General features: G+C 67.3%; 10 protein-coding genes. 2 read left to right on the top strand and 8 right to left on the bottom strand.

What is annotated here, in order from left to right; genetic code table 11:
- Nucleotides 1-142: 142 nt before the first annotated feature.
- Genes argH through argC form a run of 8 tightly spaced genes read right to left on the bottom strand, consistent with a single transcriptional unit; the run spans nt 143 to nt 8,809 of the window.
- Nucleotides 143-1,582: an argininosuccinate lyase gene (gene argH / locus AC07YR_RS11390; RefSeq protein ID WP_494733988.1), complete on the bottom strand. Its 1,440-nt coding sequence runs from the start codon at nt 1,580-1,582 to the stop codon at nt 143-145.
- Between the two features lie 5 nt (nt 1,583-1,587).
- Nucleotides 1,588-2,793 (bottom strand): argininosuccinate synthase, encoded by a 1,206-nt coding sequence (locus AC07YR_RS11385; protein WP_028271904.1) that lies wholly within the window; start codon nt 2,791-2,793, stop codon nt 1,588-1,590.
- A 12-nt stretch (nt 2,794-2,805) separates the two neighbouring features.
- Nucleotides 2,806-3,366, bottom strand: coding sequence for an arginine repressor (locus AC07YR_RS11380; protein ID WP_055798249.1), 561 nt, complete (start codon nt 3,364-3,366; stop codon nt 2,806-2,808).
- A complete protein-coding gene (gene argF, locus AC07YR_RS11375) occupies nt 3,366-4,373 on the bottom strand; it encodes an ornithine carbamoyltransferase (RefSeq protein WP_494733987.1) in 1,008 nt (335 codons plus the stop codon). The genes AC07YR_RS11380 and argF overlap by 1 nt, the downstream gene beginning before the upstream one ends.
- Nucleotides 4,370-5,650 carry an acetylornithine transaminase gene (locus AC07YR_RS11370; RefSeq protein ID WP_494733986.1) on the bottom strand — a complete coding sequence of 427 codons (1,281 nt, stop codon included), beginning with the start codon at nt 5,648-5,650 and terminating at the stop codon, nt 4,370-4,372. The genes argF and AC07YR_RS11370 overlap by 4 nt, the downstream gene beginning before the upstream one ends.
- The gene (gene argB, locus AC07YR_RS11365) at nt 5,647-6,579 is read right to left on the bottom strand and encodes an acetylglutamate kinase (RefSeq protein WP_494733985.1); all 933 of its coding nucleotides are present in this window, start codon (nt 6,577-6,579) and stop codon (nt 5,647-5,649) included. Before argB ends, AC07YR_RS11370 begins: the two co-directional genes overlap by 4 nt.
- Nucleotides 6,580-6,614: 35 nt before the next feature.
- Entirely contained in the window at nt 6,615-7,781 is a 1,167-nt protein-coding gene (argJ, locus tag AC07YR_RS11360) for a bifunctional glutamate N-acetyltransferase/amino-acid acetyltransferase ArgJ (RefSeq protein ID WP_494733984.1), read from the bottom strand.
- Nucleotides 7,778-8,809 (bottom strand): N-acetyl-gamma-glutamyl-phosphate reductase, encoded by a 1,032-nt coding sequence (argC, locus tag AC07YR_RS11355; RefSeq protein WP_436057230.1) that lies wholly within the window; start codon nt 8,807-8,809, stop codon nt 7,778-7,780. Before argC ends, argJ begins: the two co-directional genes overlap by 4 nt.
- 202 nt (nt 8,810-9,011) lie before the next feature.
- Between argC and AC07YR_RS11350 the strand changes: the two genes are divergently transcribed.
- Together AC07YR_RS11350 and AC07YR_RS11345 are read left to right on the top strand one after the other, a co-directional pair.
- The gene (locus AC07YR_RS11350; RefSeq protein WP_028271911.1) at nt 9,012-10,100 is read left to right on the top strand and encodes a fatty acid desaturase family protein; all 1,089 of its coding nucleotides are present in this window, start codon (nt 9,012-9,014) and stop codon (nt 10,098-10,100) included.
- A 148-nt stretch (nt 10,101-10,248) separates the two neighbouring features.
- Nucleotides 10,249-11,214 (top strand): quinone oxidoreductase family protein, encoded by a 966-nt coding sequence (locus tag AC07YR_RS11345; RefSeq protein ID WP_055798267.1) that lies wholly within the window; start codon nt 10,249-10,251, stop codon nt 11,212-11,214.
- Nucleotides 11,215-11,224: the final 10 nt, after the last annotated feature.

The following is an 11,224-nucleotide window of genomic DNA, read 5'->3' as shown; positions in this document are numbered from 1 at the left end:
GCCCGGCGCAATACCGTGCCCAGGCCCTCGCGGCTTAGGATCTCATTTAACCAGTCCAACCTCCGGGGACCAGTTCACTTTCTCGAGGAAAGTGACAGAGCGCCGGCCAAATAGTTGCAACAAGTGAGAGAGCGTGCGGCTGTTACCCGGCGTATTCCCGCACGCCGGCAAGCTCGCCCTCGAGGGCGAGCAGCTGGCGTTCGACGGCGGCCGGCGCCGTTCCGCCCTGGGAGTTGCGGCTGTTGAGCGAGCCTTCGGTGGACAGGACCGTACGGACCTCCGGCGTCAGGTGCTCCGAGATGGCGGCGTATTCCTCGTCCGTCAGGTCCCACAGCTCAACGTCCCGGCTTTCGGCCTGCTTCACCGCCGCTCCGGAGAGCTCGTGCGCCTCGCGGAACGGAACACCCTGGCGGACCAGCCATTCGGCAATGTCCGTGGCCAGCGCAAAGCCCTGGGGTGCCAGGGACTCCATCCGCTCCGTGTTGAACTTCAGCGTCGCGATCATGCCGGAGACCGCCGGGAGCAGGACCTCCAGCGTGTCGGCGGCGTCGAAGACCGGCTCCTTGTCCTCCTGCAGGTCGCGGTTGTACGCGAGCGGCAGGCCCTTCAGGGTGGCCAGCAGCCCGGTCAGGTTGCCGATCAGCCGGCCGGCCTTGCCGCGGGCGAGCTCGGCAACGTCCGGGTTCTTTTTCTGCGGCATGATCGAGGAGCCGGTGGAGTAGGAATCGTGCAGGGTGACGAAGGAGAACTCCTTCGTCGCCCACAGAATCACTTCCTCCGAAACCCGGGACAGGTCAACCCCGATCATCGCGGTAACCCAGGCGAACTCGGCGAAGACGTCGCGCGAGGCGGTGCCGTCGATCGAGTTGTGCGTGGCTGAGAAGAAGCCCAGGTCCGCTGCCACGGCCTCCGGGTCCAGGCCCAGCGAGGAGCCCGCGAGGGCTCCCGAACCGTACGGCGAAACCCCTGCGCGCTTGTCCCAGTCCTGCAGCCGCTGCACGTCACGCAGCAGCGCCCAGGCGTGCGCCAGCAGGTGGTGGCTGAGCAGTACCGGCTGGGCGTGCTGGAGGTGCGTGCGGCCGGGCATGGCCACGCCGCGGTGCTCCTTGGCCTGGCCGACGAGGGCATCAATCGTGGCGAGCACGCCGCGGGCGATGATCCGGGCGTGGTCGCGCAGGAACATCCGGCCGAGGGTTGCCACCTGGTCGTTGCGGGACCGGCCTGCGCGGAGCTTGCCGCCCAGCTGCGTGCCGGCGCGCTCGATGAGTCCGCGTTCCAGCGAACCGTGCACGTCCTCATCGGAGTCCGCCGGCAGGTAGTCGCCGGAGGCGACGTCGTCGTCCAGCCGGGTCAGGGCGTCGAGCATGCCCTCGAGTTCGGCGTCGTCCAGCAGGCCGGCCTTGTGCAGCACGCGGGCGTGCGCCTTGGACCCGGCGATGTCGTAGCGGGCCAGCCGCCAGTCAAAGTGCGTGGACTTGCTCAGCGCCGCGAGGGCGTCGGCGGGGCCGCCGGCGAACCGGCCGCCCCACAGCGCACCCGTGTTGGTGGCTTCGGACTTCTTGGTTTCGACGGGCTCAGCCACAGGGGCTACTTTCCCGCCACGCGGATGTCGCGGCCGGAGGCAACCTTGGCGGACATGCCCCACAGTTCGATGAAGCCGCGTGCCATCGACTGGTCGAAGGTGTCGCCCGTGTCGTAGGTGGCGAGGTCGAAGTCGTACAGCGAGGTCTCAGAGCGGCGTCCGTTGACGATCGCCTGGCCGCCGTGCAGGGTCATGCGGATGTCACCGGAGACGTACTTCTGGGTGTCTTCGATGAAGGCGTCGAGGGAGCGCTTGAGCGGGGAGAACCACTGGCCGTCGTAGACCAGTTCTGCCCAGCGCTGGCCCACCGTGGCCTTGAAGCGGGCCTGCTCGCGCTCCACCGTGATGTCCTCAAGGTGCTTGTGCGCGGTGATCAGCGCCATGGCTCCGGGGGCCTCGTAGATCTCGCGGGACTTGATGCCGACGAGGCGGTCCTCGACGACGTCGATCCGGCCCACGCCCTGCGCGCCGGCGCGGCGGTTAAGTTCCTTGATGGCCTGCAGCGGGGTGACCTTGACGCCGTCGATCGCTACCGGAACGCCGGCTTCGAAGGAGATGGTGACTTCATCCGGTGCCGGCGGGAACTCCGGGGTGGCGGTGTAGTCGTAGATGTCCTTGGTGGGGGCGTTCCAGATGTCTTCGAGGTAGCCGGTTTCGACGGCGCGGCCCCAGACGTTCTGGTCGATCGAGTACGGGTTCTTCTTGGTGGTCTCGATCGGCAATCCCTTTTCCTCGGCGAAGGCGATGGCCTTGTCGCGGGTCAGGGCGAGGTCGCGGACCGGGGCGATGCACTTCAGGTCCGGGCCGAGGGTCTGGATGCCTACTTCGAAGCGGACCTGGTCATTGCCCTTGCCCGTGCAGCCGTGGGCCACGGTGGTGGCGCCGAATTCGCGGGCGGCCTTGACCAGGTGCTTGACGATCACCGGGCGGGAGATCGCGGAAACCAGCGGGTAGTGGCCCTGGTAGAGGGCGTTGGCCTTCAGCGTGGGCATGCAGTACTCGTTGGCGAACTCGTCGCTGGCGTCGGCCACGTAAGCCTCGACGGCGCCGCAGCCCAGGGCACGCTGGCGGATGGTCTCCAGCGACTCGCCGCCCTGTCCGACGTCGACGGCGACGGCGATCACCTCGGCACCGGTCGCTTCACCGATCCAGCCGATCGCTACGGAAGTATCCAGGCCACCGGAGTAGGCCAGCACAATACGCTCAGTCACTTCAAATGCTCCTTAGTTGTTTGGTTCTTGGTTGTCTTCAAGCTTATGGCCGGCTTCTTCGGCAAACTGCAGGAAGCGGGCGGCCACTTCGGCGCCGCCCAGCGGGTCCCGGGTGACCAGCAGCACGGTGTCGTCGCCGGCAATGGTCCCCAGGATGGACGGCATCACCGAGTGGTCGATCGCCAGGGCCAGGAAGTTCGCTGCCCCCGGCGGGGTCCTCAGCACCACGATATTGGCCGAGGCCTCCGCCGTCACCAGCAGTTCGCCGCACAGGCGGGCGAGCCTGGCATCCAGGATCTCCTGGGTGACGCCGGCCTTGGCCGCACGCTCCCCGCCCTCCCCCGGAACGGCGTACACCAGCACGCCGTCCTTGCCGCGGACCCGGACTGCGCCGAGTTCCACAAGGTCGCGGGACAGCGTGGCCTGGGTGACCTGGACGCCGTCGTCCGCTAGCAGCGCGGCAAGCTCCGCCTGCGAACGGACGGACTCACCGGTCAGGATCGCGGTGATCCGCGCCAGCCTGGCCGTTTTGGTGGCCGGGCTCGCGCCCGGTACCGACGGGTTGGTGGACACTAGAACGTGCTCTCCCCGGTTCCTTCAACGGGCGACAGACCCTCAACGAAGGCCAGCCCCGACCGGTGCATGAGCCACGCCATTAGCGCCTTCTGGGCGTGCAGGCGGTTTTCCGCCTCATCCCAGACGATCGACTGCGGACCGTCGATGACCCCCGCGGAGATCTCATAGCCCCGGTATGCCGGCAGGCAGTGAAGCACGACGGCGTCCGGCGCCGCGAGCTGCATCGCCGCTTCATCCACGGAATAGTCGCGGAACAGCTGGAGCCGGGCTTCCTTCTCGGCCTCCTGTCCCATGGACACCCAGGTGTCGGTGGCGACGACGTCGGCCCCCTTGAGGGCTTCCGCGGCGTCCGTGGTGATCAGCACCGAACCGCCCGTTTCCGCAGCCCGCTCCTCCGCGGCAGCGACGATGTCTGCGGCCGGCAGGTAGCCGTCCGGGCCTGCAATGCGCACGTGCATCCCTGCGGTCACGCCGGCCAGCAGGTAGGAGTTGGCCATATTGTTGGCGGAGTCGCCGAGGTAGCTCATGGTGAGGCCCTTGAGCTCGCCCTTGTGTTCCTTGACGGCCAGAAGGTCGGCGAGGAGCTGGCAGGGGTGGTAGTCGTCGCACAGGGCGTTGATGACGGGGACTTTGGAGTTCTCGGCCATGGCCACCAGCCCGGAGTGCGCACCGGTGCGCCACACGATGGTGGAGACCATGCGCTCGAGGACCTTGGCGGTGTCCTCCACTGATTCCTTGTGGCCGATCTGCGCCTCACCCGGGTTGATGATGAGGGCGTTTCCGCCCATATCGGCCACGCCGGTGGCGAAGGACACTCGGGTACGGGTGGACGTCTTATCGAAGATGACGGCGACAGTCTTGCGTCCGCTGCCTTCGGCGGCAAAGGGCTGGACGCTGTAGGGCGCAGCCTTCATGCGGACCGCGAGATCCAGGACCTCGGCCTGTTCGGCCGGGGTGAGGTCGGTGTCCTTGAGGAAGTGACGGGTGGTTGTGGAGCTGGTCACTGGGCATCCTTTGCGGTCTGGAGGAGCGTGGGCAGGGCCTGGATGAAGCTGTCGGCCTGATCGGCAGTCAGGATCAGCGGCGGGGCAAGGCGGATGGTGCGCGGACCCGGGCTGTTGACGATGAACCCGGCGTCCAGTCCGGCGGTCACCACAGCGGCGGCGATGTCCGCGTCCAGGTCGAAGCCGATCAGGAGGCCTTCGCCTCGAACTTCCGTGACGCCGTCGACGTCGGCGAGCTTCGAGCGGAGGCGTTCACCCACGCTGCGGACGTTGTCCAGGACCCGCTGGCTTTCAATCGCGTGCAGGGTGGCCAGTGCGGCCGCCGTTGCCACCGGGTTTCCGCCGAAGGTGGTGCCGTGCTGGCCGGCCGTGAGGAGCGAGGACGTTTCAGGGCCGAAGGTGACCAGCGCCCCGATCGGGAACCCGCCGCCCAGTCCCTTGGCCAGGGTCACGGCGTCCGGGACGATCCCGGCGTCTTCGCTGGCCAGCCATTTTCCCGTGCGTCCGATGCCGGTCTGCACCTCATCGAGGATCAGGAGCGCGCCGGCCTTCGTCGTGGCCTCGCGTGCTGCCTGCAGGTAGCCGGCGGGCAGCGGCCGGACGCCTGCTTCGCCCTGGATCGGTTCGAGGAAGACGGCCGCCGTGGTTTCGTCGATTTCCCCGAGCAGGGCGTCAATATCCCCGAACGGGATGTGGACAACGCCGCCGGGAAGAGGTTCGAACGGCGCGCGGTAGGCAGCCTTGGCGGTCAATGCCAAAGCACCCATGGTGCGGCCGTGGAAGGCACCTTCGAGCGCGATGATCTTGGTCCGCCGCGTGACGGCGCTGCCGGGGCCGGCCGGTGCCTCCGCGCCGGAGTTGCGGCGGGCCAGCTTGAAGGCAGCCTCCACCGCCTCCGTACCGGAGTTGGCGAAGAACACTTTGGACCCCGCCGGCGCCTTGGCCAGTTCGAGCAGCTTCTCGGCCAGGGCGATCTGCGTGGGGCTGGTGAAGAAGTTTGAGACGTGGCCCAGGGTGGCCAACTGGCTGGAGATCACCGACGTCACGAACGGGTGGGCGTGGCCCATCGCATTCACCGCGATGCCGCCCAGCAGGTCCAGGTACTCCTTGCCGTCGGCGTCCCAGACCAGGCAGCCGGCCCCGCGGACCAGGACACGCTGCGGCGTGCCGAAAACGCCCATGAGGGACGAAGAATACCGGTTCAGCCACTCGGCACCGGTCGGGTGGCCCTTGGTTTCTACGAGCTCGACTACGGGGGACTTTTCAACCTGGCTCATGCGTTCGTTTCCTCGTCCGGGACCACCTGCGTGCCGATGCCCGCGGTGGTGAATGTTTCCAGCAGCATGGAGTGCGGCAGCCGGCCGTCAACGATGTGGGCGCGTTCCACGCCGTCGTCAACCGCCTTCAGGCAGGCGGCCATCTTGGGGATCATGCCGGATTCAAGCCTCGGCAGCATCTCGCGCAGCTCCGACGCCGTCAGGGACGAAATGAGGGACGACTTGTCCGGCCAATTCGCATAGAGGCCCTCGACGTCGGTCAGGATGACCAGCTTGGAGGCGCCCAGGGCAGACGCGACGGCGGCCGCCGCGGTGTCCGCGTTGACGTTGAGCACCTGTCCGGTGGTGGAACCGTCGTCGGCGATCTCCGGTGCCACGGTAGAGATCACGGGGATCCGGCCGGCAGCGAGAATGTCCACAATCCCCTCCGGGTTGACGCCCACGACTTCCCCGACCAGGCCCAGGTCCACCTCCTCGCCGTCCACGACGGTTCCGGTGCGGACGGCGCGCAGCAGGCCGCCGTCTTCACCGGACATGCCCACGGCGTAAGGGCCGTGGGAGTTGATCAGGCCCACAAGTTCGCGGCCCACCTGGCCGGTCAGGACCATACGGACCACGTCCATGGCCTCGGGGGTGGTGACGCGCAGCCCGCCCTTGAACTCGGACTCGATGCCGAGCCGGCTGAGCATGGAGTTGATCTGCGGGCCGCCCCCGTGCACCACCACGGGGTGGATGCCCACGTGGTGCAGGAACACGACATCCTCGGCGAAGGCCCGGCGGAGTTCATCGTTGACCATGGCGTTGCCGCCGTACTTGATCACCATGGTGGTGCCGGCAAAGCGCTGGATCCAGGGCAGGGCCTCGATCAACGTGCCGGCCTTGTCCTGGGCATCACTCATGGACGTCGTCTCGCGTGTCTGGGTGTTCATGCTGCTGCTGTCTCCCCGGAAGGTCGGTGCTTGGCCTAGCTGGAGTAGGCGCTGTTTTCGTGGACGTAGTCGTGCGTGAGGTCGTTGGTCCAGATCGTGGCTTCGGCGTCGCCGGCCTGCAGGTCGATTTCAACGAGGACCTCCCGCGGTTCCAGGTCCACCAGGCTGCGGTCCTCGCCGATGCTGCCGTTCCGGCAGATCTGAACGCCGTTCATGGACACGTTCAGCTGGTCCGGCTCGAAGGCGGCGTCGGTGGTGCCCACGGCGGACAGCACGCGGCCCCAGTTCGGGTCCTTGCCGAAGATGGCCGTCTTGAAGAGGTTGGAGCGGGCCACGGCCCGGCTCACGATCTCGGCGTCCCTCTCGCTGGCCGCGTTGAACGTGCGGATCGCGATGTCATGGCTGGCGCCCTCGGCGTCGCCGATCAGCTTGCGGGCCAGTTCGGCGCAAACCTGGGTCAGCCCGGCACCGAAGTCCTTGGCCGAGGGGACGGCAGCCGAGGCGCCCGAGGCAAGCAGCACCACGGTGTCGTTGGTGGACATGCAGCCGTCCGAGTCCGCCCGGTCAAAGGTCACCCGGGTGGCGTCGCGGAGCACGACGTCGAGCATTTCCGGCTGGACTTCCGCGTCGGTGGTGATGACCACCAGCATGGTGGCCAGCCCGGGAGCCAGCATGCCGGCGCCCTTGGCCATGCCGCCGATGGTGTACTCGTTGCCTTCTGCGTCCTTGCCGGTGAAGACGGCTTCCTTGGACACGGAATCGGTGGTCATGATGGCCGTGGCCGCGGCCGGGCCGCCGTCAGCGCTGAGGGCGGCGTTGGCTGCGCTGATGCCCGGGATGATTTTGTCCATGGGCAGCTGCTCGCCGATCAGGCCCGTGGAGCAGACGAAGATGTCCGTGGCCGAGAGGCCCAGGGCTTCAGCTGTCTTTTCGGCCGTGGTGTGGGTGTTCTGGAAGCCCTGCGGGCCGGTGCACGCGTTGGCGCCGCCGGAGTTGAGGATGACGGCGTCGACGCGGCCGTCCTTCACCACCTCGCGTGACCAGTGCACCGGTGCTGCGGCCACGCGGTTGGACGTGAACACCGCCGCTGCGGCTTTGGACGGGCCGTCGTTGACTACCAGGGCCAGGTCTGGATTCCCGGATGCCTTCAGGCCGGCTTTGACGCCGGCGGCGCGGAATCCCTTGGGGGCGGTAACGGTCACGGGGCAACTCCCTGCAGGTTGAGGCCGGCGGTTTCCGCCAGGCCAAGCGCGATATTCATGGACTGCACGGCGCCGCCGGCCGTCCCCTTGGTCAGGTTGTCGATGGCGCAGGTGACAATGACGCGGCCGGTGTGCGCGTCATAAGCAAGCTGCATCACGGCGTGGTTGGAGCCCTGCACGGACTTGGTGGCAGGCCACTGGCCCTCGGGGAGCAGGTGCACGAACGGCTCGTCGTCGTACGCCTCTTCCCAGGCAGTGCGCAGCTCTGCCGCCGTGACGCCGGGCTTCACCCGGGCCGTTGCCGTGGTGAGGATGCCGCGGCTCATCGGCGCGAGGGTGGGCGTGAAGGAGACCGTCACAGCTTCCCCCGCGGCGTTGCCCAGCCCCTGTTCAATCTCGGGGGTGTGCCGGTGGCCGCCGCCCACGCCGTAGGGGCTCATCGAGCCCATGACCTCGGAGCCGATGAGATTCACTTTGGCGGCTTTCCCGGCGCCAGAGGTGCCTGAGGCAGAGACGATCACGACGTCGTCGGGCTGGAGAAGACCCGCGGCGAAGCCGGGCGTAAGGGCCAGCAGGGACGACGTCGGGTAGCAGCCCGGTACGGCGATCCGTTTGGCTCCCTTGAGCTTTTCCCGCTGGCCGGGCAGCTCGGGGAGTCCGTAGGGCCAGGTGCCGGCGTGCGCGGAGCCGTAGAATTTTTCCCAGGCTGCGGGATCTTCCAGGCGGTGGTCGGCACCGGCGTCGATCACCACTGTGCCGTCGGGCAACTGGGCCGCGATCTCAGCAGATGCCCCATGCGGGAGCGCCAGGAACACCACGTCGTGGCCTGAGAGGTTCTCCACCGTGGTGTCTTCAAGGATGCGGCTGGCCAGACCATGGAGATGCGGCTGCAATTCGCCTAGTCTGGAACCGGCGTTGCTGTGTGCTGTGATGGCGCCGATGGTGACGTCGGGGTGCCCGGCCAGAAGGCGAAGCACCTCACCGCCGGCGTAACCGCTGGCACCGGAAACGGCAACAGAAATAGTCATGGAAACGACTATACAGCAAGACTATGCATAGAACCCGATATTTATGCATGCGCTCGCACCTGCGCTCATTCATGGGGTGTCCCCGCACTCGTTCACGCTGGCGTTACGAACGTGAGCGTATGCTTGGAGAAGGGTGATCCTGACCGCGCGGTCCGAATGTCGGCTGCAGCGTTGCCCGTAACAGTTACGAGGCCCCGAGTCCATGACCCCCACCACTACTTCGGAGCGCCCGCAGACGCGTGTCCGGCAGCCCAACCAGGTTGTCCTGAGCTATTCCGAGCTCCTCAAGACCGTCAAGGCCGCCGGCCTGCTCGAGCGTCGCGTCGGCTTCTACATCACGGTGTTCTCCGTCCTGGTGCTCCTGATGACGGCCGCCTGGTTCGGCTTCGCACTCATCGGTGACAGCTGGTTCCAGCTCCTCATCGCCGCCGCCATCGGCATCCTCTGCACCCAGCTGAGCTTCCTGGCCCACGAGGCCGGACACCGTCAGATCTTCGCCTCCCGCCGCGCCAACGACTGGGCTGCCAGGCTGCTGGCCACGTCCGTCGCCGGCATGAGCTACTCCTGGTGGGAGCAGAAGCACGGCGCCCACCACAACCACCCGAACGTCATTTCCAAGGATCCCGACATCGCGCCCGGGCCCATCGCGTTCCACACCGAAGCGGTTGCCGATCGTAAGGGACGGTTCGCTTTTCTTACCCGGAAGCAGGGCTGGTTCTTCTTCCCGCTGCTGTTCCTGGTGGGCCTCGGCCTGCAGATCGATTCGGTGAAGTTCGTCTTCCGCCGCGCGAAGGTCACGCACCGCTGGGTTGAACTCCCGATCCTCCTGGCGCGGCTGAGCCTGCTGCCGGTCCTCACGTTCACGTTCCTGCCCTGGGGCATGGCTTTGGCCTTCATCGGCGTCCAGCTCGCCGTCTTCGGTTTTTACATGGGCGCTTCCTTCGCCCCGAACCACAAGGGCATGCCGGTCCTGCCGGCGGACAGCCGCGTGGACTTCTTCAGCCGCCAGGTCCTGACCTCCAGGAACATCTCCGGCGGCCGCTTCATGGACATCCTGATGGGCGGACTCAACCGCCAGGCAGAACACCACCTCTTCCCGGACATGGCCCGCCCGCAGCTGGACAAGGCCGCCGTGATCGTCCGCGAGTTCTGCGCCAAGCACCAGGTCCCCTACACGGAGACCACCCTGCTGCAGTCCTACGGCATCATTGTCCGCTACCTCAACGACGTGGGCCTCTCCGCCGGGCGGCACTTCGAGTGCCCCATGGCCACGGTCACCCGCCGCTACTAGGGGCGCCTCCCCTAGCAGGCAAGCCCCTGATCCACGTTTGACCCGAAGTGACGGCCGGTTACCGGCCGCCACTTCGTCGTTGGCGGCGGTGTCCCTAGGATGGTTCCTGTATCCGGGCCTGGAAATCCCAGCCCAGGGAAGGAGACACATGATGCACGCAATTGTGGCCCGCCAGGCGGGCGGGCCCGACGTCCTGGAACTGGCCGAGGTGGAGCGTCCGGTACCGGGTCCCCGCCAGCTGCTGGTCAAGGTGTCCGCCACCGGCGTGAACTTCATTGACACCTACAAGCGCAGCGGCACGTACAAAGTGGCCTATCCGTTTACCCCGGGTTCCGAGGCAGCCGGCACCGTGGAGGAAATCGGCGACGGCGTCACCGTGTTCTCCCCCGGCGACCGCGTGGCCACCGCCGAAGGCGCCAACTGCTACGCCGGCTACATCCTGGTGGACGAGGACAAGGCGCTGCCGGTCCCCCGCGGCGTGGACGATTTCACCGCTGCCGCCCTTCCGCTCCAGGGGATTACCGCGCACTACCTGGTCAATTCCTCGTTCCGGGTGGAACCCGGCCACACCATCCTGCTCCATGCCGGAGCCGGTGGCGTGGGCCTGCTGGCCATTCAACTGCTCAAGGCGAAGGGTGCCCGCGTCATCACCACCGTCTCCACCGACGACAAGGCGAAGCTGACCCGCGAAGCCGGTGCCGATCATGTCATCCCCTACGACGGCTTCTCCGCCAAAGTCCGGGAGCTGACCGACGGCACCGGAGCGGATGCGGTGTACGACGGCGTCGGAAAGGACACGTTCGACGGCTCCCTCTCCGCGCTGCGCGTCCGCGGCACCCTGGTTCTTTTCGGTGCCGCCTCCGGCCCCGTTCCGCCGTTCGATCCGCAGCGGCTTAACGCCGGCGGTTCCCTGTACCTGACCCGGCCCACCATCAACCACTTCCTCCGCAACGCCCAGGAACGCCGCTGGCGCTCCGACGAGATCTTCGCGGCGGCCGCAGACGGGAGCCTCAAGGTCCGGATCGGCGGCCGCTATGACCTGGCCCACGCTGCCCGGGCACACGACGACCTGGAACAGCGCCGGACCACCGGCAAGATCATCCTCGTCCCTTGATCCGGCCAGT

The organism is Arthrobacter sp. GW460-12-1-14-TSB2 (genome assembly GCF_059423525.1).
Note: the sequence above shows the minus strand (reverse complement) of the source record. Positions and strands in the feature narration are given on the sequence as shown.

Excerpts from the sequence above, each read along its gene's own strand:
- argC (WP_436057230.1), bottom strand. The coding sequence starts at position 8,809 with ATGACTATTTCTGTTGCCGTTTCCGGTGCCAGCGGTTACGCCGGCGGT.
- AC07YR_RS11345 (WP_055798267.1), top strand. The coding sequence starts at position 10,249 with ATGATGCACGCAATTGTGGCCCGCCAGGCGGGCGGGCCCGACGTCCTG.
- AC07YR_RS11350 (WP_028271911.1), top strand. The coding sequence starts at position 9,012 with ATGACCCCCACCACTACTTCGGAGCGCCCGCAGACGCGTGTCCGGCAG.
- AC07YR_RS11370 (WP_494733986.1), bottom strand. The coding sequence starts at position 5,650 with ATGAGCCAGGTTGAAAAGTCCCCCGTAGTCGAGCTCGTAGAAACCAAG.
- argB (WP_494733985.1), bottom strand. The coding sequence starts at position 6,579 with ATGAACACCCAGACACGCGAGACGACGTCCATGAGTGATGCCCAGGAC.